The organism is Prochlorococcus sp. G4PB16, assembly GCF_059772465.1.
The window spans coordinates 1,893,990-1,918,167 of sequence record NZ_CM186289.1 but is presented as its reverse complement, the minus strand read 5'-3'; the positions used below and the strand labels follow the sequence as shown (position 1 = coordinate 1,918,167).

Here is a 24,178-nt window from a genome sequence, read left to right as displayed (position 1 = left end):
ATCGAGCCCAAAGGACTCTAGAGTCTGATGTAATTGCAAAAAAAAAATGACTTCTGCCTTTCATCACCTCTCCACTAGGATGGTGAGGGCAGCTTTGGCTCTGTGCCTTGGCTTCTGCCTCATATTCTTTCAATTCGCTTCAGAAGTGAATGCAGCGAAAACATTAATGACTGGGGATTTCGCTAAAGATACTATTTCAGTCTCTTCAACTTTAAAAGAAACCATAACTTTACCTAAAGAAGATAAAGGGCTAACAGACGCTGAAAAAGAGGCTGTTTTTCTAATTAGCGATTATATTTCAAGATATAGAAATAGATCTCAAGTAAATACCTCCACTACCTTTACAACAATGCAAACCGCATTAAATGCTTTATCAGGTCATTACAAAACTTTTGCGAATAGACCTGTTCCTGAAAAGCTTAAAGAAAGATTAAACAAAGAACTATCTAAGGCAGAGAAATTGGTAGCCAGAGATAATTAAAGATAATCTTTAATTCATTTCTTTGACTCAGGGTATGGCAATCTGCAAACCTTGTTTATTCTAAAGTAAATCGGTTTCGAGCCGAATTTTCTTCCTTGGCAAATGTTGTAGTAATAGGGGCACAATGGGGCGATGAGGGTAAGGGCAAAATCACCGATTTGCTCAGTCGCTCCGCAGATGTAGTTGTTCGCTACCAAGGTGGTGTTAATGCTGGTCATACAATTGTTGTAGATGACAAAGTTCTCAAACTGCATTTAATCCCCTCTGGGATTTTGTATCCAGATACGATTTGTCTTATTGGATCAGGAACAGTTGTTGATCCAAAAGTGATGATTAAAGAAATAAAAATGCTCGAGGATAACGATATCGATATTTCAGGATTAAAACTAGCTTCAACTGCTCATGTAACGATGCCTTATCATCGCCTTCTAGACATGGCAATGGAGCAAAAAAGAGGCCTCCAAAAAATTGGTACTACCGGTAGGGGAATTGGTCCAACTTATGCTGATAAATCTCATAGGAATGGAATTCGAATAATTGATCTATTGAGCAAGGAAAAGCTTAAAGAAAGATTAAGGGTTCCACTAGCAGAAAAGAACGGACTCCTACAAAAGATCTATGGAATTGAGCCATTAATTATTGATGAAATAATTGAAGAATATCTTGATTACGGAAACCAGCTAAAAAAACACATTGTTGACTGCAATAGAACTATTCATCAAGCAGCTAGAAAGAAGAAAAATATTTTATTCGAAGGTGCTCAAGGAACTCTTTTAGATCTTGACCACGGTACTTACCCTTATGTAACTTCATCCAATCCAGTATCAGGGGGGGCCTGCATCGGTGCGGGAGTTGGTCCTACTCTTATTGACAGGGTTATTGGTGTAGCCAAGGCCTATACGACAAGAGTAGGAGAAGGGCCTTTCCCAACTGAATTGCAAGGAAGTATTAATGATCAACTTTGTGATAGAGGGGGTGAATTCGGAACCACTACTGGAAGAAGAAGGAGATGTGGCTGGTTTGATGGGGTGATTGGAAAATACGCAGTTGAGGTTAATGGATTGGATTGTCTTGCCATTACTAAATTAGACGTTTTAGATGAACTTAACGAAATTCATGTATGTGTAGCTTATGAATTAAATGGCAAAAGAATTGATTATTTCCCAAGTAGTGTCGAGGATTTTGAAAAAAGTAAACCAATTTTCAAAAAGCTCCCTGGATGGAAATGCTCTACTGAAAATTGTCGTCGTCTAGAAGACCTTCCTCCTGCTGCAATGAGTTACTTAAGATTCCTTGCTGAGCTTATGGAAGTCCCAATAGCAATAGTTTCCCTAGGAGCGAACAGAGATCAAACAATTGTTGTTGAGGATCCTATTCATGGACCAAAAAGAGCTCTTTTGAGTTCTTAGCAAACTAACAATTTTGATTTAAAAATTAACTTGATGAAAAATAAAAATAGCGAATCATCTCTTGACGTTGTTGGTGTTGGGAATGCGATCGTAGACGTATTAACAACAACAGATGAGTCTTTCATTGAAAAACTATCTTTCAATAAAGGTTCAATGACCTTGATTGATGAAAAAAGAGCAAAAGAACTTTATGAAATGACTACCAACAGAATTCAGAGATCAGGAGGTTCTGTTGCCAATTCATTGGCATGTGTAGGCCAACTAGGAGGAAAGGCAGCCTTCATTGGCAGGGTAAAAAACGACAAGCTTGGAGAAATCTTTACAAAGGAAATATCAAGGACCGGGACCATCTTTAAGACTCCGCCATCATCCTTTGGCCCATCGACTGCCAGATGTATGATTTTTGTCACTCCTGATGCTCAGAGAACCATGTGTACTTATCTAGGGGCTTCAGTCTTATTAGAACCTAAAGATATCGATCTTTCAGCCATCAGGGAAGCAAAAATACTTTATTTAGAGGGTTACCTATGGGACAATTCAGATGCTAAAAATGCATTTATCAAAGCTGCAGAAATTGCTAAAAATGCAGGTAGAAAAGTTGCGTTATCCCTTTCTGATTCATTTTGCGTAAATAGACATCGCGAAAGTTTCCTAAAACTAGTTGAAGACTACATAGATATATTATTTGCCAATGAAGATGAAATAACAACATTGTATAAAACCACTTCTCTAAAAACAGCGATAGAAAAATTGAAAAAAAAATGTGATCTTGCCGCAATCACAATTGGTAAAAACGGCTCAATTTTAATTTCAAATGGTCAAGAAATAAGTATAGATGCGTTCATGCTAGGGAAGACAATCGACACCACTGGGGCAGGGGATCTTTATGCTGGAGGTTTTCTCAAAGGGCTTGCAGATGGTCTAGATCCAGAACTATCAGCAAAAATTGGATCAATTTGTGCAGGACAAATCGTTACAGAAATAGGATCTCGATCAAATATCGATCTTTTAAAATTGATCAATTCACATTTAGCAACCTAGACCTTGAAAGCTCAAATAGAATTTATCCAAAGATAGTAATTGTTATTAGCTGAAACGGGAAAATAAATTATTTCTGGAACTTCGTAGCTGTGCCACTCATTTATCTTCTTACAAACCTTATCAATATTTTCCTCCTTACACTTAATCATTAGTTGTACTTCTTTCGATCGATTTATGTCTCCCTCCCACCAAAAATACGACTCAACATTTTTAAAAGTCACACAAGCTATTAATTTCTCTTTCAAGAGTAAATTAGCTAATTTACATGCCTTTTTCTTATCTAATTCAGTAGTTATAACCATATAAATTACTTGGTCAAAATCTGAATAAACCATAATATTTGAATATCTTTATTACATACTAATGATTTTTAATCTGTTCAGTAATTCTTCGTAATTATCAATTGAATTAATATATTGGAGTTTACATGGTCTCTCCAACAGCCAAAGTTTAATCTGCATACTTATACAAATCTTATGCCATAAGATTTCATTTTTTCCTCCTGACTGTCTGCAGACAACTCCATCAATTGACCACTTTCTTATCAGGGCTTTCTCTATTTTCCCATTACTGTAAACTGAAGGGTTTAATACTGCAAAATTTGTTTTCTCAATTGATGAAGATAAAGTTTTTCTTATGCTTTGTGGATTTGCTATGACTCTTGCATAAACATTAGCTCCTGAATCTCTTAAACTAATTAGAGCCGCCTGAAGATGTCTTACGCCTACAGCAAGCAAAATAGATTTGTTTTTTAAATCATAATTTTCCAAGTCACTAAATTTTTTTATTAAAAATGCATTTGAAATATTCTCAATAGGTCTTTCATACCTAATAAAAGGTTGCCCTAATTCTTTACAAACTTTTGAAATGGTTGGCGTAATTTCTGTAGCAAATGGATGGGTAAGATCAATAACACAATAAAACTCATTTTGATTATTTCTAGCATTTAGAATCACACTTCTGATCTCTTTCTCACTAATCAAAGCACCAATTAATATTTTCTCTAAATTTAATTTTTCATATGGTATTGAGGCTCTCTCGGAAACAACACTCACTGTAATTCTCCAGCCTTCTTTCAATAAACACTTAGCAAAAATATGCCCTTCGCCTGTTCCTGTTAACAACCAAAGATGTGGCTGGCATTTTTCCTTCATATCCATCAAGATAAACCAAAATAGCTAAAGAAAAAAAAATGAACCATTGCATGCTTGAGGTTCTGGTAAAAAAGCCACCTACTGTTCGTTTTACCCAAGACAACAAAACTCCTCTTGCTGAAATGGAAGCCGAATTCGCAAGCCTCCGTGCTGATGATCCTCCCAGCACGATTAAGGTTATTGGTTGGGGGAAATTAGCAGAAGAACTGCAAAACACAGTTCAAGTCAATTCTAAATTAGTAATAGAGGGGCGTTTAAGAATGAATTCTGTTCCTCGACAAGATGGAACTAAAGAAAAGCGAGCTGAATTTACTCTCTCCAGAATTCACCCTTTCTCTGACAACTCAGCTGTTTCAGCAAAACCGTCCCAAAGCCAATCAAATAAAAAAAACGATTCCACAACTGCTTTAAATAACGAGGGTGTCAAATGGGATAGTTCACCATTAGTACCTGATACTGATGACATTCCATTTTGAATTAGATCAACAATTTTCTTCAATATATTCTGTAGCCCTAGTCAAGAGTTGGCCTAACTCTCTCTCCAATGCAGCCAGGTCAGGTCTTAATTCTGGCCAACTACCTCTATCTAGTTGTTCAAGAATCCATGATCTATCCTTGTTTAATTTTTCAACAAGTTCACTTAATTTAGAAAATTGTTTTTGGTGTGAGGCCATGAGACTGTCTCCTTAAAACCCATCTTCAACAAATTTTAGCCAGAATTACTCTCATGAATAAACTTTTTTCACCGGCAAATCTGATCACTATAGGAGGTGCATCCCTTTCTTTAATTGGCTTAACAGCATATTTCAGTGATGCAACAAACCTCAGTGTGCCTACCTTTTTTTATGGAGTTCCTATCTTCCTGATAGGCATATCACTTAAAACGACTGAAGTTCCTCCTGCTCTAAGAGTAGTTTCTGCAACTAAATATGCCTCAGAGAGAGATAAAGGCCCTGAAGAACTAGCGAAACTAGTTAAAGATGTAACTAGATGGCGCTATGGCCAATCTTGCCAACTTGAATCATCTTTAAGAGTATTAAAGCTTTGGGACATAGACAATCCCCCCCAACTTATAGAAATAGAAGAATTGGTTAAAGATGGTAATTATGGGATACGAATGAGATTTAAAATGGCTGCCGTAGCTTTAGAACGATGGAATGCTCAAAAAGAACGTTTAGGAAGATTTTTTGCTAAAGGGTTATGCGCTGAATTATTTTGTCCCACACCCGGTGAAATAGATTTAACCCTCCTTCCTCAACAACAAGAAGAACACTCACAAGAAAATGAATAAAAAAGAAAAGCAAATTAAATCCAGTGAAAACTTAAATAAACCCTTTACGGAAAAAGATTCAATTAGAGTTTCAGTTTTAAGCGAGGCACTTCCTTATATTCAGCGTTTTGCAAATAAAAGAATCGTAATCAAATATGGTGGTTCAGCGATGGTTGACAAAACACTTCAGAATGCCGTACTAAGAGATATAGCTCTTCTATCATCAGTTGGTGTACAAATAGTAGTCGTTCATGGTGGGGGACCAGAAATCAACCAATGGTTAGAAAAATTAGGAATAAAGCCTGAATTCCTTGATGGTTTACGTATTACCGATACCGAAACCATGGATGTTGTAGAAATGGTTCTGGTTGGGAGAGTAAATAAACAAATAGTAAGCGGTATTAATAATCATGGCAGCTTAGCTGTTGGGCTGTGCGGAATAGATGGGAAATTAATTGAGGCAAGAACTCTTGGAGGTGGAACTCATGGCCTTGTTGGAGAGGTAGCGAAAGTAAATACAAAAGTGTTAGCTCCTCTTCTCCAAGAAGGCTATGTACCAGTCATTTCTAGTGTAGCGAACTCTTATGATGGTAGATCACATAACATTAATGCAGATACTGTTGCTGGGGAGCTTGCGGCAGCACTAGGCGCCGAAAAATTAATTCTTTTGACAGATACTCCCGGGATTTTAAGAAATACAAAGGATCCTTCCTCCTTAATAGAAAATATACGTCTATCAGAAGCTAGAGAATTAATAGAGAAAGGGATAGTTAAAGAGGGTATGAGACCCAAAGTTGAATGCTGTATTCGCTCGCTCGCTCAGGGTGTAAATGCTGCTCATATTATCGACGGAAGAACACCTCACGCGCTTCTATTAGAGGTTTTCACTGATGCTGGGATAGGAACAATGGTTATGGGAAGAGGTTAAATGTCAAATTTAGCTTCAGTCATAAAGGCGGCTGAAGCGGCCCTTGATAAAGGTGATTATAATTTATGCCTAAAAATAGTAGACCCTTTACTTTTAGTCTTCCAAGCAGAGACAGAGATAGGAGGTCATCTTAGGCTAATTATAGTTACTGCCTATATGGGTAAAGGTGAGGAGCAAAAAGCCATCAATACTTGTAAGGCACTAATTAATAATAAAAAAGATAATGTTCGTCAACAGGCCAAACAACTTTTATCAATACTAGATGCTCCTCATTTACCTAGACCGTCAAACTGGTCTGTAGAAATCCCAAAGATAGAGATGGAGCCATCTCTAAAATCATCATTTAAAAAAACAAAGAAGAAAAAAAAGAAAATTAAACATCCTCCGACTGGTCCAACAAAAAATCTAGACTTTGGATTTTCAATAATAACTTTATTAATTATTTCATTATTAACCTTTCTTTTGAGTGGTTGCGTTGATATATCTACGAACTTGAGTGTTATAGGTCCAGATCGACTAAAAATTTCACTTGATATAGATAGTAATTCTGGCAATTCAATTCCTTGGCAAGTAGAATTTGCCAGCAATCTTACGAAAGAAGATAGTATTTTTAGAATTCAAGCCAATGACGTTACTCAGAGTTTTGAATCACCAACTATTCGTTTTGAGGAAGCAAATGAATTACTAATGCAAATAACTACAGCAGCCTCAAAGACTAGCGGCTTCGATATAAAACAACCTAAACTAATTACAAACAACAAAAACTGGATAATTGGCACAAAGCAAAATATAAAATTCTATTTTGACTTGAGAGAACTTCCAAAAATACCTGGATTAAAAATAAACATAATCATTAATGACATAAGAAATAAAAATAGTTTCAGAACCAAACCTCTTGAACCTACTTTTAAAAACGGTTCAACATTGCTTCCTCTTGAAATTGGCAAGATAAATCAAGTGGAGTTCTCTAATTGGAAATGGAACATAATTTCAATTGGGATTATCTTGATAGTTTTTTTAACATTCCTGAGTATGGTCCTTCAAAAATTTCGTCTCAAAATGGGGTTTGGTTTCCCTGAATTGCCACCTTAACAAAAATAAAAATTATAGTTTCAGAGGATCAGGATCAATAGAAAGGGTGACTCCTTTTGGTAAATCTTTCCATAATTCAGATCCATAGGGGAGAGGAATTTGGCTTAATTCAGGACCGTACAAAAGAAGTTGCCAACGGTATTTACCTGCAACCTTCTCAGTCAATGAAGGGGCTGGGCCGACCAATTTCCAGCCTTTTTCACTGCAAACGTTCCTAATTTTTGATGAGACGTGAAACGCTCCATTTGATGTTAACTCTGAAGATTCGCCCGAGAACCGTAGTAAACAGGCTCGACGATATGGAACCATCGCAGCTTCTTTTCTCGTCTTTTCCTCTTTCTTAAGAAACTCTTCGTACCTCCCATCAAGCAAATGAAGAATCACTGGGTGATCAGGACAATAAGTTTGCACTACAACCTTCCCAGGTTGATCACCTCTTCCTGCACGACCAGCTAATTGCATAAATAATTGAAGAGTTTCTTCTGTCGCCATTAAATCAGGACGATGCAATAATCCATCTGCTGCCAGGACAACAGCCAGAGTAACTTTTGGTAGATCCATGCCCTTAGAGAGCATTTGAGTACCTACTAAAATATCGGCGTCACCATTAGCAAATCTTTCTAGCAACAATCTATGACCGTCACGGCCTCTAGTTGTATCCTTATCAAACCTTAATAAGCTTATACCCTCCAATTCTCGCTCTAAATGGTCCATAACGCGTTGCGTTCCCGTTCCAAATGGTTTAAAAGCATTGGAGCCACATTCTCCACATTTATCATTAATTTTCGAACGAAAATCACACCAATGACAACGTAGCCATTGATTTCCCTCTTTGGAACGATGTACAGTTAGTGCAACGTCGCAATGTGGACATTGAACGACTTCTCCACAACTACGGCAACTCAAAAAACTACTATATCCACGTCTAGGTACTAAAATGATAGCTTGATTTTTACTCTCTTTTATATCAATAAGCTGTTTCTTTAGGTATCTACTAATTAAGCTTCTATTTCCGGTAGCTAATTCAGCACGCATGTCTACAATACTAACAGTTGGTAATTTACGATTTGAAATCCGTCGGTTTAATTTTGCAACAACAATTTTGCCATTGGGTTCTATATTTTTCCAAATATTTAAAGATGGAGTTGCTGTTCCAAGTATTACTTTAGCTCCTATTTTTTTTGCTCTATGAATTGCCAAATCTCTTGCATGGTAGCAAGGCATAGGAGATTCTTGTTTATAAGAGCTGTCATGTTCCTCATCAAGTACTATCAATCCCAAGTTGGATAAGGGAAGGAAAATAGCTGAGCGAGTTCCAATGAAAATACTAGGTGTTGTTGTCTCTAAAGATCTCTTCCATATATCAATTTTTTCTTTAACAGAACAATTACTGTGATATTCAAAAACATTTGATCCAAATCTCCTTCGAAAGCGATCGACTAATTGTGGTATTAGTCCAATCTCCGGCGTAAGTACCAGACAATGTCTACTCTCAGACAACTCAAGTGCTACAATTTGTAGGTATACCTCCGTCTTGCCAGATCCAGTAACACCCCACAGTAAAAGAATGGATCCATTTTGAAGAGACTCATATTTTCCTTTAGCCAACTTTTGTTCTGGCGTTAAAGGTTGAGGGTCCTCATTCTTGAAAATCTTTTTTTCATTAGATTTTTTATCAATAAAAGGATCTAAAAGAAAAGGACGTTTTTCTCTTCCTCCGCAACCAATAGAAACAAATTTTCTAATAAATACAGAAGTGAAGCCCTCGGCCTCCAAATCTTTTTGCCATTTTCCTCCTCCATTCAAAAGAAGATTTTCCTTTAACTCTCTCTGTCTAGCAGATAGATTTGCCTCATACTTTTCACTAGACAATTTTACCCACCAAAGCTTTTTGGGCCTATTCGATATTTTTGATCTTCCCAACCAACCTGGAGGTAAAGCGGTCTTAAGCATCTGAAAATCAGATACATATAACTCATGGGAAATTTCTTCTAACCACTCTCTCCATTCTTTTTTTATAGCTCTTTTTTGAACTAATGTTTCTACATTATTCAATGAAATATTATTTGAATTTTCCTTTGCATTAGTTCCGCTTCTATCCCTCTTGTTGACAACCAATCCTTGCATGAGTCGCCCTTTTAGACGCACTGTCACGACATCGCCTAAATCTATATTTAAATGATTTCCATCTTGATAAGAAAAACATCGTCCTTCACGACCAACATGCAACCAAATATCAAATATAAAAGCATTCATATAGTTTTAGTACTTGCCGACTTGGGAAAATTTTTCTACCATTGGATTGTTAACAGCTTTAAAGCTGTTGTGGAACATGCAAGATTCCACCCAGAGGGAAGACTAGAAGCTTTACCAAGAAGAGGAACAATCCTATTCTGAGGTATGCCGGTCTGAGAAATCCCCTGACATACTTGCTTACACATTGATTTACATTCCTCAACAAAACACCTTTAATATTTTTTAAGTCCTTATTGATATCATGTGATTTTTCGCAAGATTCATCACGGTTAAGGACAATGTCAAATTAGAGTGTTTTTGTTAAATTCTACAAATTGAATAGTTTTTCCTGAAATATTTTCACTAGGAGATTCCGGTCATTTTTTTCGGTTAATAACATGAGATCTGCAACTGACCAAAAAACCATCGAAAAAATCACTTCAAAGGGAAAGAAGAATTCTAAAAACATGTCTATTAATCAAAAAACCATAAGCAATTCCAAAAAAATTAAAAAAACTGCCGCCAAATTAAACGTGACTAAAGAAACTCAAACTCTTCCTCAAGAATCTTCAAATGATCTAAAACTTGATTTAGATCTAGAGGCCGATAAATTAATTGCTGAAGAGAATAAAGTCACTGAAGCAGATATCGATTTAGACGATGACGATAATGCCTCTATGCTATCTAGTGCTCAAGAAGCAGCAGCGAAAGCTTTAGCAAGTATCAAGATAGGACCAAAAGGAGTTTACACAGAAGACTCTATTAGAGTTTACCTACAAGAAATTGGTCGCATAAGACTTCTCAGGCCAGACGAAGAAATTGAACTAGCAAGAAAAATAGCTGATCTTCTTCAATTAGAGGAAGAAGCTGCGCAATTTGAAAGTGAGAATGGGCATTTCCCATCAGTGAAAGAATGGGCAGCTCTTGCCGAAATGCCATTAACTCGCTTCCGCAGGCGGTTGATGCTTGGTAGGCGAGCAAAAGAAAAAATGGTGCAATCGAATCTCCGATTAGTAGTTTCAATTGCCAAGAAATATATGAATAGAGGCTTATCTTTTCAAGATCTCATCCAAGAAGGAAGTCTTGGCCTCATTCGTGCGGCTGAAAAATTTGATCATGAGAAAGGATATAAATTCTCAACTTACGCTACTTGGTGGATTAGGCAGGCTATCACTAGAGCAATTGCAGATCAAAGCAGAACAATTCGTTTGCCTGTCCATTTATACGAAACAATTTCTAGGATCAAGAAAACCACTAAGGTTTTAAGTCAAGAGTTTGGAAGGAAACCAACCGAGGAAGAAATAGCTGAAAGTATGGAAATGACGATTGAGAAACTGAGATTCATTGCAAAAAGTGCTCAGCTCCCCATTTCTCTTGAAACTCCTATTGGTAAAGAAGAAGATTCTAGGCTTGGAGACTTTATTGAAGCGGATATAGAAAATCCTGAACAAGATGTGGCGAAAACCTTATTGAGAGAGGATTTGGAGGGTGTTCTCGCTACATTAAGTCCTAGGGAGAGAGATGTTTTAAGACTACGTTACGGCTTAGACGATGGAAGGATGAAAACCCTTGAAGAAATTGGACAGATTTTTGATGTAACGAGAGAGCGGATTAGACAAATAGAGGCTAAGGCTCTCAGAAAACTCCGTCATCCAAATAGAAACGGTGTACTTAAAGAATATATCAAGCTTAATTAAAAAATAAAATATAATCTTTACTTTTCCTACCTACAAATAGAAAAATTGTTTAAAAAATAGATTTCTTTTCACATCAACCTTATTAAATTATTTTCCAAGAATTTTAATTTGGTATGGTTGACTGCTTAAGGTAATGAAATAGAAAATATTTGCTAATGACACTAGACCAACTGCGCATCGCCTCTCGCCGAAGCCAGCTGGCCATGGTTCAAACGAACTGGGTACGAGATGAACTACAAAAAGCCCATCCTGATCTCTCTATCAGTATCGAAGCAATGGCTACGCAGGGTGACAAAATACTGGATGTGGCATTAGCAAAAATAGGAGATAAAGGTCTTTTCACTAAAGAACTTGAAGCTCAAATGCTTGTTGGTCATGCCGAAATTGCGGTCCACTCATTGAAAGATTTACCTACCAATCTTCCAGAGGGATTAATTCTTGGCTGCATAACAGAAAGGGAGGATCCGTCAGACGCGTTAGTTGTTAATGAGAAAAATCAAATTTACAAACTAGAGACTCTGCCAGAAGGTTCTGTAGTGGGGACTAGTTCCTTAAGAAGGCTTGCTCAATTGCGATACCATTATCCACATCTTGTTTTCAAAGATGTACGAGGAAATGTTATTACGCGATTAGAAAAGCTTGACTCAGGAGAATATGACTGTCTTATCTTGGCAGCTGCTGGATTGCAAAGGCTTGGTTTTGCTAATCGAATACATCAGTTGATTCCAACAGATATTTCACTCCATGCGGTGGGGCAGGGGGCTCTTGGTATTGAATGTGTAAGTGGTCAACGAGAGGTGCTAGATATTTTAAAAACACTTGAACACGAATCAACATCTAAAAGATGTTTAGCAGAAAGGTCTTTCCTCAGAGAGCTTGAAGGAGGATGTCAAGTTCCAATAGGCGTTAGAACTGAAATTAACAACGATGAATTAATTCTTGAAGGAATGGTTGCAAGTTTAGATGGTAAAAGATTAATTAGAGATATAAAAAAAGGATCAGTAAGCTCTGCAGAGGAAATAGGAATAGATTTAGCCAATGAATTAAAAGGCCGTGGTGCAGGTGAAATATTAGAAGAGATTTTCAAGTCTGCAAGAGCCTAAATCATTCAGAAAGTTTAATTAATTAAATTAGGATCAATCTCAGATAAGTAACGCTTCTCGCAAGATTTGATAATCTCAACTGCTTTTTCAATACCAAAGAAACCATTTACAGTACAAGTTCCTGGTTTTTTAAGATCCTTATAATGCTCCCAATAATAAGTTGTTTCCTTAATCCAATGCTCTCCTAATTGTTCAAAGCTTTTTATGTGATCCATCCTCTTATCATCGGCTATTACGCCAATAACTTTGTCGTCAACTTCACCTCCATCATCAAAGGTCATTATTCCTATAATCCTTGCTTCAACAATTGAACCGGGTACTAACGGCTCTGTAACATTCACAATTTCGATATCCAATGGATCGCCGTCTTCATCCCATGTACGTGGAAGACATCCATAAGCGAAAGGGTAGGCGAGGGAAGAATATCCAACTCGATCAAGCTTGAGATGCCCTGTTTCAGTAATAAGCTCGTATTTATTTATTGTATTCGAATTCAACTCAACGATTGTGTTGACTCTATGTTCAGATTCATTGGCAAACGCAGGTAAGACATGAAGCAGATTAGGCATTGTTCTGCTAGGTGCTTGGTCAAGGTTAGCCATAGTATTTTTTTAAGCTCTTCTATGGTAAATCAACGCAGTAAATGAGAATAAAATTTTGGCAAATAATTTAGAAAAATTTCAACAAGAAATATGCTTTACTTAATTTTTAGCCTAATAAATGTATCTTTTAATTAGAGATTAAAGAAAGCTTTTCAAGTTTATTGTCTAAGTATTCAAGAAAATAATTTGGTGATAATTTTGCCCCAGTGACCTTCTCAACAAGTTCCTCGGAATCCAAACTTCTCCCATGATGATGAACATTTTTGCGAAGCCAACCCAATATTTTACTGATTTCATTAGCTTCAATAATATTTTCAATTTTTCCTAAATCTTCTTCAAGTTTTTTTGTTAATTGGGCGCTAATCAGATGACCAAGCAAATAAGAAGGGAAATAACCAAACATCCCCTCACTCCAGTGAACATCTTGCAAGCATCCTTCAGTATCATTTTCTGGCGAAACACCCAGAAGGTTCAAATACCTTTTATTCCATTCATTAGGCAGATCTTCTACAGAAAGCCCTCTCTCTAGAAGATCAATTTCCAGATCAGTCCTAATCATTATGTGTAAGCCATAACTAAGTTCATCGGCCTCTACTCGATTCAACCCGGGAGTAAATTTATTTAGATTGATCCATAAATCATTTCCAGAATGAATTGGAGCTCCTGCATTCTCAAAATGATGCCAAAAAGACTTTGCGAATGAAAAGCTTCTAGCAATTCTATTTTCCCAAAATAGAGATTGACTTTCATGAACAGCCATAGAAGTTGCTTGACCTAATGGCCATGCAAACCATTGGTGACTTTCTGAAGGCAAGCCTTGTTCATACAGAGAATGTCCCCACTCATGAGCAGTAGCTAATAAGCAAGAAAGTGGCTGACCTTTAACTATTCGAGTCGTAATTCGATAATCATCTGGACCTAAAGTTATTGAAAATGGATGAGGTGACTTAGCTATAGCAGTATTAGAAGGATCCCTAGACCAATCATTTAAAAGTATTTGACAGAGCTTTTCTTGATCGCTATTTGTTAAATCCCATTTTTCACTCTTTTTATTAGTTATTGTTGCAGCCTTCTGAATCAATTCTGGCAATCTTTTTTTTAAAGGTTCAAATAGTTCGCTTACACGATTAATCGTTAAGTTCGGTTCAAAAGGCTGTGCAAGTGTCTCCCAGCAACTTCTTTCTTCACAGAGCTGATTGGATTGTTCTGTTCGTAATGAAATTAATTTCTTGAGGGATGGACAAAAGCTTTTAAAGTCATTATTTTTTCTAGCTTCCTGCCAACACATATAACCTTCAGACTTTGCTGTCGCAAGCGCAGCAACCAACTTAGGATCCAATCTTTTTTGTCTATTGAAATCTTGCTCAAGCAACTCAATATTTTTCAACCTATCTGCCATAAGTTCTGATTCAAAATCGTCTTTCTCTTTTAAATTTTGAAGTTCAGATTTTGCTTCTTTTATTAAGATATCGAACTGTTCAGAACTTTGCCTTGCATGAAGTTGCTTAGCTAAAAGACTTAATTGCTCGCCTCTCCAAGTGGAACCAGCAATAGGCATAGATGTATTTTGGTCCCAGTAAAGAGTGCTTTGTATAGATCCCAATAACTGCGTCTCTTTTAGGTAATCACCCAAAAGCTGCCATGCAGACTTTGACAACGTATTCCATTTGATATTTGTATAATTCTAATATCAAATTAATGAAAATAGCTCCATATTTGATCAATTTAAAATAATTTAAATCATAAGTTCTTAATTAAATTATTCATTATTTAAAAATCAAAAAGGATATACTTTTTTTCATAAGATCTTATTCAAGAGTTTTTGCTTTAATAGAAAAGGAACAAGCTGCTAGAATTAAATAAAGACAAGGTTTAATGGTTTAATTAGAATGGAACAGATTTTATCAACTATAGATTTTGAGACAAACGGAAAAGGTTTTACTGACATAACAAAAGATATTAATCGTTGGATCCAAAATAATAAGCTTAGAAAAGGAATACTTCTCATCTTTCTAAAACATACAAGCTGTAGTTTAATTATTAATGAAAATGCGGATATTAATGTTCTTAAAGATTTATCAAATTACATGCAAGCTATTGTCCCAGAAAAGGATTTTTACCCAATTGATGGAAGTAGTAGAAAAATAGAATATCTTCATTCAGAGGAAGGCTTGGACGATATGCCTGCTCATATAAAAACAATGCTTACTTCAAATAATTTAAGCTTTAGTGTCGTTGAGGGGCAAATAGCAATAGGCTTGTGGCAAGCCATATATATTTGGGAACATAGAACGTCAAATAAAACAAGGTGTTTGCAATTGCATGCAATTGGTGATTTTGATTAAATTAACAATAGATATGAAAAACTCATGGTTTCCTTAATAGAAAAAACTCAACTAAATTACTTTAAAGAAAAATACCCTTCTTGGACGGTAGACAATAAAACCATAAAAAAGGAATTTAAATTTGATAATTTCATTGATGCTTTTGGCTTTATGACTAAGGTCGCTCTTTTATCTGAAAAAATGGACCATCATCCAAATTGGCAAAATACATACAATAAAGTTAAAATTGAATTAACTACTCATGACAAGGGTGGAATTACTAATAATGACATAAAACTTGCTGAATCTATTGATAAATTAATCAATCCATAGTTAATTATTATCTTCTTCTAAATAAATGATCAAAAGTCAATCCAATATTAAAGAAAATATCAATTCTAAATCTAATATTCCGATTACAATTATATCTGGATTCTTAGGATCAGGTAAAACCACTTTATTAAATCATATACTTACTAATCAGAAAGGTTTAAAAACAGCTGTATTAGTCAATGAATTTGGTGAAATAGGAATCGATAATGAGTTAATAATTAAAACAGAAGAAGAAATGATAGAACTAACAAATGGATGCATTTGTTGTTCTATAAATGGTGAGTTAGTTGAAGCAATAGAAAAGTTAATTAATGTAAATAAAAAAATCGATTATATAATTATTGAAACAACAGGATTAGCAGATCCACTTCCAGTTGCGATGACATTACTTGGAAGTGAATTAAGAGACAAAACAAGATTAGACTCAATTATCACATTAGTAGATGCTGAGAATTTTAATGACGTAGCATTGGAGAGTTCAATAGGAAGATCACAAATAATATATGGTGATATTTTACTTCTAAACAAATGTGATTTAGTAAGTAAAGAACATGTTGAAAATACTATAACTAAGTTAAAAAAAATAAAAAATGATATCAGAATTTTAAAAAGTATTAAAGGTAATATTCCTCTAAACCTATTATTAAGTGTTGGTCTATTTGAAACCGATCTAATAAACCAAAGTGAATCAGAGCATGATCACTCAAATGAACATGATCACTCTCATAAACATGATCACTCTCATAAACATGATCACTCTCATAAACATGATCACTCAAATGAAGATGAAAACAAAATCGAAGACTTTATTTCAGTTGCTTTTCAAACCAAGCAACCTTTCTCTCTTCGGAAATTTCAATATTTTTTAGATAATCAATTAAAAAGTAATGTATTCAGAGCCAAAGGTATCCTCTGGTTTAGTGAAAGCGAAAGAAGACATTTATTTCACCTTGCGGGCAAAAGAATTTCAATTGAAGATAGTGATTGGGGAGAGGAAAGAAATAATCAACTTGTCTTTATTGGAAAAGAATTAGATAAAGAGATAATGCTCTCTCAATTAAATGAATGTATTGAAAAATAATCACAAAACACCAAATTTCAAGAATAAATTGAACAATTTCAAATCCATTTCAAAATCAAATAAAAAGGAAAAAAATAATACATTTATTTTTCACCTAATTTCCTTTGATAACAGTCGTTTTATACTGAAGTTTATAGTAATACTATTAACATTTTCTGTTTTATGGCCTTTATTTAATCTCATTGGAGAGGGCTTAAACGGTGTTCAAAAAGGTTCTATTTTTTTAACGATAGACAATCTTAATGAAATAAAAGGAACAATCTTATTATTGATTTTTTCACTAACTCTGGGAGGATTTTTAGGAATAGCAAACGGTTGGATTTTAGCCAATTGCAATTTCAAAGGTAGAAAAATACTTAGAGTTTGCCAACTGATTCCTTTCGCGACTCCAGCTTATCTCTTAGCAGCTACATTTATTGACCTTGGAAGCATAAATTCCATAAGAATTACTGGTATGTTCTGGGGCGTAGTAATAATGGCATTCACAACATACCCATATGTATTTCTACTAAGTTCAGAAAGCTTTGAGAATGGTTGTAGGAAACAACTTGAGGCATGCAGAACTCTTGGAATTGGTCCTTGGAAAAGTTTTTTTAAAATATCTCTGCCAATTGCAATCCCCTCAATTACTGCTGGTTTAGCTTTAATGGCGATGGAAATAATAAACGAGTTAGGTGCCGTTCAACTTTTAAATATTCCAAGTATTTCAGCTGGAATACTTGAGAGTTGGGTAGAGGAGGGCGAGCCTTCAGGTGCCATTGCACTTGCTTTATTTGCTCTGATTTTAGTATTTCTATTAGTAGCAATTGAACGCAAATCAAGAGAAAGAAGTAAGCGTTGGACAAACGAAATAAGTAGTGGAGACTCAGCCAAATGGGAATTAAAAGGTATTAATCTATTCCTTGCCAAAGTTATAACTTTTACTCCTCCAGCATTTACATTGGGCATTCCAATTACATGGGCAATAGTAAATATTGACCAAATGAATCAGGGACTAAATACTGATTTAATTGGCTTAACTATTAGAAGCTTCAGCTTGGCTTTAGCTGTTTCATTAATTACGATCTTTGTAGCATTGATTTTATCAATTTCTAAGAGATGGCAAAATCATAAATGGCTTAATATATTGACCTTTTTATCCAGCATAGGCTATGCAATACCTGGATCAGTTTTAGCACTTGCTCTTCTTTCATTTAAAGGAAGTATCTGGCAAATAAACATATTAAGTTTACTCATATGGGGTTATAGCATTAGATTCCTAGCTGTTTCAAAAGGTGGTCTTGATGCTGGCCTTGAGAGGATATCACCAAATATAGATAATGCAGCTATAAATCTTGGGGAGAACTGGCTAGGAGTCCTTTTCAAAATACACTTACCAATTCTCAAAGGACCGATGTTAGTAGGAGCACTTCTAGTTTTTGTTGACACTATAAAGGAATTACCGCTCACTTTTATATTAAGACCATTTGATTTTGATACTCTTTCAGTACGAATTTTCCAATATGCAGGAGATGAAAGAGTCGCAGAATCTATCTTGCCATCGTTGATAATAATTTTTCTTGGTTTAATAGCATCTTCGGCCTTAATACCAAGCTTAAATAATAGAAAGAACTAATAAATTTTAAACTTTAAATAATTTTTTTACTGGATAAATCAAAGCTGCGCATATATCAGAGATTGTTGAAACCAGTCGATAGCATAGCAATGCAGCCAAAAGTGGTGCTTCAGGCATACGTGAACCAAGACCAAATAGAATTACAGATTCAAAGACACCTAAACCTCCAGGTGCTGCCGGCACTATAAGACCAATTATCCATGCCAAAGAAAATGAAGATATTAATTCACCTTGAGAAATTAGTGAACCGATAGAAAATGCATTTAAACAACATAAAAAACCCAGGAAACGAAAGAAAATAAATATAATCTCCACAAATAGTGGCTTATAAGGATATGACATCCTTCTTGAAATATTTTGATTATTTTCTTTTAAAGACCTGTCATTAAAATGATCATTATCATTAAAAATACTTGACTTCATTGCCTTCAATTTTCTTACTATAAAATGTCTAAATACAGGTAAAAAGACTAAAGTTGATGACCAGCTAAGGATAAAAATAAATATATTAAGGCCTGCAAAAGGTATAAAAATGAATCCTGCAACCAACATTAATAATGGTTCTAATAAAATAGATTCAATTGATTTTTCAGTTGAAATTTCCAAGCGTAAGGTATTATATCTAGAGATAAAATGCCATATTCCTCCCGGGAAATATTTATATATATTTGTAGATAAAAATAGTTTTACTACATTAATTTTAATACTATTATAGCCAATATTAATGATTAAAAACTTCCATGCATAGGCATTTAAAATTATACTTAGAAAACTAAATATGATTCCAAATAATAGCCATAATATCTCTTCAGTAGCAAGTGCCTCATTAGATAAAGAATCAAAATTTCCATATATTGAATTTCCAATAAATACGAAACAAATTAATGTTATAAAAAGTTTGATATTAATTTTAGAGATCATTCCAAAAATAAAATTCCCTCTTCTTTGAAGCATCTTTAAATTAAACATCGAAAGACCAATCATCTAATTTATAAAATTCTGATAATTCTATAAATAACCTTCGACGAATCTCATCTAATGAAATTCCAGTTCTTAAGCTTATCTGAGTCAAGTCTTTATGTTCTATTTTTATTGAAATTTGACCGTTTGGCCTAATTGCCTGTTTAAAAGTAATTTCTCCAAATATAGTTTCATGTGTTCCTATTCGTCTTGGAAGTATCCAGCGATTAATCTTATTTTCTCTTAATCCTAGTGTTGAACTATAATTAAACCAAACTTCTCGCATTAAAGATTCATTTCCAGGCTGAACAATAGATTTTATACATACACCTTTTCTATTTTTTTTCATATCAACCGAATAACAAATGACATCAATAGCTCCTGCTGATCTTAATCTTTCGATTAAGATTGCAATATCTTCAGGTGTAGAATCATCGATCCAAGCCTCCTGAGAAATAACAGTTTCGGAATAGGGCTTATCGTTATTTTCTGTACAATTTTCATTTTCATCTATTAATAAAGCTCGTAAAAAATTAGGTCGAGAAATATTTTTTCTTCCTAAACCTATACCAATCTTTTTAACATTAATATTATATGGATGAACAACTTTATCTATAAAAGTTGCCATCAACGCTATACCAGTAGGTGTTGTGATTTCACCAAAATATTTATCCTTCAACATTATTAATTGAATTTTATTTTGCCTCGCTATCTCTAAAACTGTAGGAACTGGAACAGGAAGAAGACCATGTGAAGTCGATACCATCCCTTTCCCGGTTGGTGGATTTGTGAAATAAATATTCTTCGGCTTTAAAAAATCAACAGCCGAGCATACATTAACTATATCAACTATTGAATCAATTGAACCTATTTCATGAAAATGAACATTTGAGATTTCATTACCGTGAACAATCGCTTCTGCTTCTGCAAGAATTTCAAAAACCCTAATTGATTTCTTTTTTACATAATCATTCAAGCTTGAATTAAAAAGAAAGTTTTTTATATCTTTAAAACTTCTAGATAATTCTTCAAATTGAATTTCGTTTTTTTTACATACAATTCCTTTTATTCCTCCACTATTTCCCTGATTAAAATTTAACTTATAGTTTTTATCTAGATTTAAATTAACTAAATTATCGAAGAAAATAGAATGTGGGACACCTAAATCACATAATGCTGATGCAAGCATATCTCCAGATATTCCAAGACTACAATCAATAAAAATGGATTTCATTTATTAGTTAATTTATAATAATTGTTACAGGAATAATGCATTTAAATAAAATTTCCAGAATTAGTCTAGTTTTTTATTTTTTAAGATTATTCCTACTTTTGTTGTTTATTGGTTGTTTAGAAATTGGACCTATTATTTGAAAATCCTCAACCAAAAGTTCATAGTCTACACGTCTTACATCAAGACTAATAAAATGTTTTAGATAGTTATGGGGAACTTCGCCTTTAAGACTAACTTTAAAAGGTAACGCTTTTTTCTTCTGATTTCTTGGCTTTTGTCTTATTTTCACAACTACTTCCTTCTCTTCTGGTTTAGTAAAAATCAACTCTCCTCTTATTGAGAAATAATCATCTCCTTCCAATACATCATCATAATCAACTTTTAAACTTGAAGTTTCATTCAAGCCCTCTTTTCCCTCAGAATCTCTCCGCAAAGTACTAGGTTCCCAAATGCCTGTGATTTGTAAGTGAAGATTTTGCCTATTTCTACATCTTGGATATACAACCCAAAGATGAGGTTTTTCTAGAGAAACGTGATTACGAATCAAAGTTATAACTCTTCCTAGCACAACTGAATCAATTTCATTACCTTCAGAATCAATTAGAGCTCCACGAGTAAAGTTCTCATCATCTTGAGGCCTGTAAATGCCTCTGACTATTCCAATTGCTCTGTATTGCAATGGATCAGTGACCGAAGGGATCGGATGTTTTTGCATCTATTTAATAAATGGTCCATTAGTGACCAATCCTAAATTTACCAAAATCCTACAAATACTTTGTTGATTTTATTCAATTGGGACATTTTCATACGCTGATTGATCAAATGCATTGAGCGCTTCATCAAGTGCATCTGATGGAGTTGTAGCATCATTCATCGCTCCGACTTGCTTGAGACGATTCATCAAATCAAATGGATCGATAGGTAAACCCTGATCAATTTGATCCTCCGTATCAAAAGTACTGTAAATATCTCTTTTTTCATCAGTTGAAAAATTATTTACCTCCGATATTTTTATTATTCTTGAAGAATAAAAAACTCCCCCACCTGTGATAAAAACCGGTGTCAGACAAACTAAAGTCAAAAATAATTGACCACGAAAAAAATTTACAGCTTTGATCAAACTAAACTTTCGACCGTATCTCAACGATAATAACTTAAGAAATAAATTTTAGAGCCTTGCTAGTTGCAACATGGAACGTCAATTCTATTCGTTCAAGAATTGATCATGTCAAAGAATGGCTAATCGCTAAAGAAGTTGACGTACTTTGCTTGCAAGAGACAAAAACAGAAGATCAATTTTTTCCAGTTGAAGTTTTTTCAAAGCTTGGATATGAAGTTTCAATCTCAGGGCAAAAGTCTTATAATGGTGTATCAATAATAAGTAAATTGCCTATTAATGATATAAAAATCGGTTTTGATCAAGTAATACCAGACTACAAAGATTTATCTTCATTAAGTCAGCAAAAAAGAATTATAAGTGCCAATATAAACGACATTAGAATTATAAATGTTTATGTACCAAATGGTTCATCTTTAAATTCAGATAAGTTCATTTATAAAGAAAAATGGATTGAATGCTTGAAGTTTTATATAAGAAAAATCAATTTAGATGACACTCCTATATGTTTATTGGGAGACTTTAATATTGCCCCTGAAGATAAAGATATACATACACCAAGTCTTTATAAAGAATCAATTATGGCTTCTTCCAAAGAGAGGAGGCTACTTAAAGATGCTTTGGGAGAAGAGTTAGAGGATGTCTTTAGAGTTTTTGAACCTGGAGGAAATAATTGGTCTTGGTGGGATTATCGCCATTCGGCCTGGGAAAGAGACAAGGGTTGGCGAATAGATCATATCTACCTAACTGAAGATATTCTCAGTTGCGCAAAAGGTTGTTGGATCGACAAAGAACAAAGATCTAAAGATAAGCCTAGTGACCATGCACCTGTAGTTGTCGACATTAGTTGGCCTCCCTCAGAGATTGAAAATGAATTTTTCTTTTGAAAAATTAGACTATTTTCTATTTTCAAATCATCACAGAATTAACAAATCAAATATTTACAATTAGCCAAAAAACATTGAATTAGGCAGGAAGCATATCTAGGGAAGTCAGTCTGCCACTAGTTTTTATAATTAAAAGCAATCAGTAAGTTAGAGATCAGAAAGATTAAAAAAAAATAACCAGATGCTGAACAGATTCAAAAATTTAGACGAATCAGTCACTTTTAGGCCAATATGGCGAACTGTGTTTATGAGCTCATTCGCTGAGGTGCCGTGACAGACGCGTTGAACACAAAAAGATCTGAAGAAATTTTTGGCTCTGCCAAAAATTTAATGCCTGGTGGAGTCAGTTCCCCTGTAAGAGCTTTCAAATCTGTTGAAGGGGATCCGATCGTTTTCGATCGAGTTAAAGGCCCTTATGCTTGGGATGTTGATGGAAACAGATACATCGACTATGTGGGCAGCTGGGGACCAGCAATTTGTGGCCATGCCCATCCAGAGGTGATTGCAGCTCTTCAAGAAACACTTGAAAAAGGTACTAGTTTTGGTGCCCCTTGCGTTCTTGAGAACCATCTTGCTGAGATGGTTATAGATGCTGTACCAAGCGTTGAGATGGTCCGCTTCGTCAATAGCGGAACTGAAGCATGTATGGCAGTTCTTCGCTTAATGAGAGCCTTTACTGGAAGGGATAAAGTTATTAAGTTTGAGGGTTGTTATCACGGGCATGCAGATATGTTTTTAGTAAAGGCAGGCTCAGGGGTAGCAACACTTGGCCTACCAGATTCACCAGGTGTTCCCAGAAGTACAACTGCAAATACGCTTACTGCACCTTATAACGATCTTGAAGCGGTTAAAGAGTTATTTGCAGAAAACCCTGATGCTATTTCTGGAGTCATCCTTGAGCCTGTTGTAGGGAATGCAGGTTTTATAACGCCTGAACCAGGCTTTTTAGAAGGGCTAAGAGAGCTAACTCAAGAAAACGGAGCTCTTTTAGTTTTTGATGAAGTAATGACAGGTTTTAGAATCAGCTATGGAGGCGCCCAGGAACGTTTTGGGGTTACTCCTGATTTAACCACTATGGGCAAAGTGATTGGTGGAGGACTCCCCGTTGGAGCTTATGGAGGCCGTAAAGAAATCATGTCAATGGTTTCTCCTTCTGGTCCGATGTATCAAGCAGGCACATTAAGCGGTAATCCTCTTGCTATGACTGCAGGTATTAAAACTCTTGAACTTCTCAAACAAGAAGGAACTTATGAAAAATTAGAAGCTCTAACTAAGAAGCTTTTGGACGGAATCATCGCCGCTGCGAAAGAATCAAATATTTCTATATATGGTCAAAGTATTAGCGCTATGTTTGGTTTTTATCTATGTGAAGGACCAGTTAGAAACTTTGAGGAAGCAAAATCAGCAGATACCGCGCGTTTCAGTAAACTTCATAGATTAATGCTCCAAAAAGGTGTTTACTTAGCTCCGAGTGCATTTGAAGCTGGTTTTACATCATTAGCTCATTCTGAAGATGATATAAGTGCAACAATAAAAGCCTTTCAAGAAAGCTTTGGTGAAATAAAATAAAACCAACTTTAATTAATAATTAAAGTTGGTTTTATTTTTAATTAAT

The 24,178-nt window shown here is 35.0% G+C and carries 25 protein-coding genes; 15 read left to right on the top strand and 10 right to left on the bottom strand.

Features of this window, described 5'->3' with window-relative positions:
* Positions 1-46: 46 nt before the first annotated feature.
* The 3 genes from psb27 to AC6EIZ_RS10825 all read left to right on the top strand — a co-directional run bounded on the left by psb27 (position 47) and on the right by AC6EIZ_RS10825 (position 2,931).
* Entirely contained in the window at positions 47-481 is a 435-nt protein-coding gene (gene psb27, locus AC6EIZ_RS10835) for a photosystem II protein Psb27 (RefSeq protein WP_498511180.1), read from the top strand.
* A gap of 95 nt (positions 482-576) precedes the next feature.
* Positions 577-1,890: an adenylosuccinate synthase gene (locus tag AC6EIZ_RS10830; RefSeq protein WP_498511178.1), complete on the top strand. Its 1,314-nt coding sequence runs from the start codon at positions 577-579 to the stop codon at positions 1,888-1,890.
* A gap of 33 nt (positions 1,891-1,923) precedes the next feature.
* Positions 1,924-2,931 carry an adenosine kinase gene (locus AC6EIZ_RS10825; RefSeq protein WP_498511176.1) on the top strand — a complete coding sequence of 336 codons (1,008 nt, stop codon included), beginning with the start codon at positions 1,924-1,926 and terminating at the stop codon, positions 2,929-2,931.
* An 11-nt stretch (positions 2,932-2,942) separates the two neighbouring features.
* Here the strand turns inward: AC6EIZ_RS10825 and cutA are convergent, their stop codons facing one another.
* Together cutA and AC6EIZ_RS10815 are read right to left on the bottom strand one after the other, a co-directional pair.
* Entirely contained in the window at positions 2,943-3,233 is a 291-nt protein-coding gene (gene cutA / locus AC6EIZ_RS10820) for a divalent-cation tolerance protein CutA (protein ID WP_498511174.1), read from the bottom strand.
* 51 nt (positions 3,234-3,284) lie between these two features.
* Positions 3,285-4,085 carry a precorrin-6A/cobalt-precorrin-6A reductase gene (locus tag AC6EIZ_RS10815; protein ID WP_498511172.1) on the bottom strand — a complete coding sequence of 267 codons (801 nt, stop codon included), beginning with the start codon at positions 4,083-4,085 and terminating at the stop codon, positions 3,285-3,287.
* A gap of 38 nt (positions 4,086-4,123) precedes the next feature.
* Between AC6EIZ_RS10815 and AC6EIZ_RS10810 the strand changes: the two genes are divergently transcribed.
* Positions 4,124-4,561, top strand: coding sequence for a single-stranded DNA-binding protein (locus tag AC6EIZ_RS10810; RefSeq protein WP_498511171.1), 438 nt, complete (start codon positions 4,124-4,126; stop codon positions 4,559-4,561).
* Between the two features lie 6 nt (positions 4,562-4,567).
* Here the strand turns inward: AC6EIZ_RS10810 and AC6EIZ_RS10805 are convergent, their stop codons facing one another.
* Positions 4,568-4,759, bottom strand: a complete 192-nt coding sequence (locus AC6EIZ_RS10805; protein ID WP_498511169.1) for a DUF8666 family protein — start codon at positions 4,757-4,759, stop codon at positions 4,568-4,570.
* Positions 4,760-4,812: 53 nt separating this feature from the next.
* Between AC6EIZ_RS10805 and AC6EIZ_RS10800 the strand changes: the two genes are divergently transcribed.
* The 3 genes from AC6EIZ_RS10800 to AC6EIZ_RS10790 are packed head-to-tail and all read left to right on the top strand — an operon-like array spanning position 4,813 to position 7,375.
* Complete coding sequence (locus AC6EIZ_RS10800; protein WP_498511167.1) at positions 4,813-5,376, top strand: DUF2854 domain-containing protein; 564 nt, start codon at positions 4,813-4,815, stop codon at positions 5,374-5,376.
* Complete coding sequence (gene argB, locus AC6EIZ_RS10795; protein WP_498511165.1) at positions 5,369-6,283, top strand: acetylglutamate kinase; 915 nt, start codon at positions 5,369-5,371, stop codon at positions 6,281-6,283. The genes AC6EIZ_RS10800 and argB overlap by 8 nt, the downstream gene beginning before the upstream one ends.
* Complete coding sequence (locus AC6EIZ_RS10790) at positions 6,284-7,375, top strand: DUF3153 domain-containing protein (protein ID WP_498511163.1); 1,092 nt, start codon at positions 6,284-6,286, stop codon at positions 7,373-7,375.
* 12 nt (positions 7,376-7,387) lie between these two features.
* Here AC6EIZ_RS10790 and priA read toward each other — a convergent pair whose 3' ends face one another.
* Complete coding sequence (priA, locus tag AC6EIZ_RS10785) at positions 7,388-9,631, bottom strand: replication restart helicase PriA (RefSeq protein ID WP_498511161.1); 2,244 nt, start codon at positions 9,629-9,631, stop codon at positions 7,388-7,390.
* A gap of 377 nt (positions 9,632-10,008) precedes the next feature.
* On the opposite strand from priA, the gene rpoD reads away from it, so the two are divergent.
* Together rpoD and hemC are read left to right on the top strand one after the other, a co-directional pair.
* On the top strand, positions 10,009-11,307 hold the full coding sequence (gene rpoD, locus AC6EIZ_RS10780) for an RNA polymerase sigma factor RpoD (RefSeq protein ID WP_498511159.1): 1,299 nt from the start codon (positions 10,009-10,011) through the stop codon (positions 11,305-11,307).
* A 155-nt stretch (positions 11,308-11,462) separates the two neighbouring features.
* The gene (gene hemC / locus AC6EIZ_RS10775) at positions 11,463-12,410 is read left to right on the top strand and encodes a hydroxymethylbilane synthase (protein WP_498511157.1); all 948 of its coding nucleotides are present in this window, start codon (positions 11,463-11,465) and stop codon (positions 12,408-12,410) included.
* A 14-nt stretch (positions 12,411-12,424) separates the two neighbouring features.
* On the opposite strand, the gene AC6EIZ_RS10770 is transcribed toward hemC, so the two are convergent.
* Positions 12,425-13,012, bottom strand: coding sequence for an inorganic diphosphatase (locus tag AC6EIZ_RS10770; protein ID WP_498511155.1), 588 nt, complete (start codon positions 13,010-13,012; stop codon positions 12,425-12,427).
* 127 nt (positions 13,013-13,139) lie between these two features.
* Positions 13,140-14,669: a carboxypeptidase M32 gene (locus AC6EIZ_RS10765; RefSeq protein WP_498511153.1), complete on the bottom strand. Its 1,530-nt coding sequence runs from the start codon at positions 14,667-14,669 to the stop codon at positions 13,140-13,142.
* Between the two features lie 232 nt (positions 14,670-14,901).
* Between AC6EIZ_RS10765 and AC6EIZ_RS10760 the strand changes: the two genes are divergently transcribed.
* Genes AC6EIZ_RS10760 through AC6EIZ_RS10745 form a run of 4 tightly spaced genes read left to right on the top strand, consistent with a single transcriptional unit; the run spans position 14,902 to position 18,365 of the window.
* The gene (locus AC6EIZ_RS10760) at positions 14,902-15,357 is read left to right on the top strand and encodes a secondary thiamine-phosphate synthase enzyme YjbQ (protein WP_498511151.1); all 456 of its coding nucleotides are present in this window, start codon (positions 14,902-14,904) and stop codon (positions 15,355-15,357) included.
* 24 nt (positions 15,358-15,381) lie between these two features.
* Complete coding sequence (locus AC6EIZ_RS10755) at positions 15,382-15,669, top strand: 4a-hydroxytetrahydrobiopterin dehydratase (RefSeq protein WP_498511149.1); 288 nt, start codon at positions 15,382-15,384, stop codon at positions 15,667-15,669.
* Between the two features lie 25 nt (positions 15,670-15,694).
* On the top strand, positions 15,695-16,750 hold the full coding sequence (locus AC6EIZ_RS10750) for a CobW family GTP-binding protein (protein WP_498511147.1): 1,056 nt from the start codon (positions 15,695-15,697) through the stop codon (positions 16,748-16,750).
* A gap of 28 nt (positions 16,751-16,778) precedes the next feature.
* On the top strand, positions 16,779-18,365 hold the full coding sequence (locus AC6EIZ_RS10745) for an ABC transporter permease (RefSeq protein WP_498511145.1): 1,587 nt from the start codon (positions 16,779-16,781) through the stop codon (positions 18,363-18,365).
* A gap of 6 nt (positions 18,366-18,371) precedes the next feature.
* On the opposite strand, the gene AC6EIZ_RS10740 is transcribed toward AC6EIZ_RS10745, so the two are convergent.
* The 4 genes from AC6EIZ_RS10740 to AC6EIZ_RS10725 all read right to left on the bottom strand — a co-directional run bounded on the left by AC6EIZ_RS10740 (position 18,372) and on the right by AC6EIZ_RS10725 (position 21,703).
* Positions 18,372-19,334 (bottom strand): lysylphosphatidylglycerol synthase transmembrane domain-containing protein, encoded by a 963-nt coding sequence (locus AC6EIZ_RS10740; protein WP_498511143.1) that lies wholly within the window; start codon positions 19,332-19,334, stop codon positions 18,372-18,374.
* Positions 19,327-20,559, bottom strand: a complete 1,233-nt coding sequence (gene larC / locus AC6EIZ_RS10735) for a nickel pincer cofactor biosynthesis protein LarC (protein WP_498511141.1) — start codon at positions 20,557-20,559, stop codon at positions 19,327-19,329. Before larC ends, AC6EIZ_RS10740 begins: the two co-directional genes overlap by 8 nt.
* Before the next feature lie 73 nt (positions 20,560-20,632).
* Positions 20,633-21,274 (bottom strand): heterocyst master regulator PatR, encoded by a 642-nt coding sequence (patR, locus tag AC6EIZ_RS10730; protein WP_498511139.1) that lies wholly within the window; start codon positions 21,272-21,274, stop codon positions 20,633-20,635.
* Positions 21,275-21,343: 69 nt separating this feature from the next.
* On the bottom strand, positions 21,344-21,703 hold the full coding sequence (locus AC6EIZ_RS10725) for a hypothetical protein (RefSeq protein ID WP_498511137.1): 360 nt from the start codon (positions 21,701-21,703) through the stop codon (positions 21,344-21,346).
* A 32-nt stretch (positions 21,704-21,735) separates the two neighbouring features.
* Between AC6EIZ_RS10725 and xth the strand changes: the two genes are divergently transcribed.
* Entirely contained in the window at positions 21,736-22,563 is an 828-nt protein-coding gene (gene xth / locus AC6EIZ_RS10720) for an exodeoxyribonuclease III (protein WP_498511135.1), read from the top strand.
* A gap of 330 nt (positions 22,564-22,893) precedes the next feature.
* Positions 22,894-24,132: a glutamate-1-semialdehyde 2,1-aminomutase gene (hemL, locus tag AC6EIZ_RS10715; protein ID WP_498513274.1), complete on the top strand. Its 1,239-nt coding sequence runs from the start codon at positions 22,894-22,896 to the stop codon at positions 24,130-24,132.
* Positions 24,133-24,178 lie beyond the last annotated feature (46 nt).

Excerpts from the sequence above, each read along its gene's own strand:
- psb27 (WP_498511180.1), top strand. The coding sequence starts at position 47 with ATGACTTCTGCCTTTCATCACCTCTCCACTAGGATGGTGAGGGCAGCT.
- AC6EIZ_RS10825 (WP_498511176.1), top strand. The coding sequence starts at position 1,924 with ATGAAAAATAAAAATAGCGAATCATCTCTTGACGTTGTTGGTGTTGGG.
- cutA (WP_498511174.1), bottom strand. The coding sequence starts at position 3,233 with ATGGTTATAACTACTGAATTAGATAAGAAAAAGGCATGTAAATTAGCT.
- AC6EIZ_RS10815 (WP_498511172.1), bottom strand. The coding sequence starts at position 4,085 with ATGAAGGAAAAATGCCAGCCACATCTTTGGTTGTTAACAGGAACAGGC.
- AC6EIZ_RS10810 (WP_498511171.1), top strand. The coding sequence starts at position 4,124 with ATGAACCATTGCATGCTTGAGGTTCTGGTAAAAAAGCCACCTACTGTT.
- AC6EIZ_RS10805 (WP_498511169.1), bottom strand. The coding sequence starts at position 4,759 with ATGGCCTCACACCAAAAACAATTTTCTAAATTAAGTGAACTTGTTGAA.
- AC6EIZ_RS10800 (WP_498511167.1), top strand. The coding sequence starts at position 4,813 with ATGAATAAACTTTTTTCACCGGCAAATCTGATCACTATAGGAGGTGCA.
- argB (WP_498511165.1), top strand. The coding sequence starts at position 5,369 with ATGAATAAAAAAGAAAAGCAAATTAAATCCAGTGAAAACTTAAATAAA.
- AC6EIZ_RS10790 (WP_498511163.1), top strand. The coding sequence starts at position 6,284 with ATGTCAAATTTAGCTTCAGTCATAAAGGCGGCTGAAGCGGCCCTTGAT.
- priA (WP_498511161.1), bottom strand. The coding sequence starts at position 9,631 with ATGAATGCTTTTATATTTGATATTTGGTTGCATGTTGGTCGTGAAGGA.
- rpoD (WP_498511159.1), top strand. The coding sequence starts at position 10,009 with ATGAGATCTGCAACTGACCAAAAAACCATCGAAAAAATCACTTCAAAG.
- hemC (WP_498511157.1), top strand. The coding sequence starts at position 11,463 with ATGACACTAGACCAACTGCGCATCGCCTCTCGCCGAAGCCAGCTGGCC.
- AC6EIZ_RS10770 (WP_498511155.1), bottom strand. The coding sequence starts at position 13,012 with ATGGCTAACCTTGACCAAGCACCTAGCAGAACAATGCCTAATCTGCTT.
- AC6EIZ_RS10760 (WP_498511151.1), top strand. The coding sequence starts at position 14,902 with ATGGAACAGATTTTATCAACTATAGATTTTGAGACAAACGGAAAAGGT.
- AC6EIZ_RS10755 (WP_498511149.1), top strand. The coding sequence starts at position 15,382 with ATGGTTTCCTTAATAGAAAAAACTCAACTAAATTACTTTAAAGAAAAA.
- AC6EIZ_RS10750 (WP_498511147.1), top strand. The coding sequence starts at position 15,695 with ATGATCAAAAGTCAATCCAATATTAAAGAAAATATCAATTCTAAATCT.
- AC6EIZ_RS10740 (WP_498511143.1), bottom strand. The coding sequence starts at position 19,334 with ATGTTTAATTTAAAGATGCTTCAAAGAAGAGGGAATTTTATTTTTGGA.
- larC (WP_498511141.1), bottom strand. The coding sequence starts at position 20,559 with ATGAAATCCATTTTTATTGATTGTAGTCTTGGAATATCTGGAGATATG.
- patR (WP_498511139.1), bottom strand. The coding sequence starts at position 21,274 with ATGCAAAAACATCCGATCCCTTCGGTCACTGATCCATTGCAATACAGA.
- hemL (WP_498513274.1), top strand. The coding sequence starts at position 22,894 with ATGCCTGGTGGAGTCAGTTCCCCTGTAAGAGCTTTCAAATCTGTTGAA.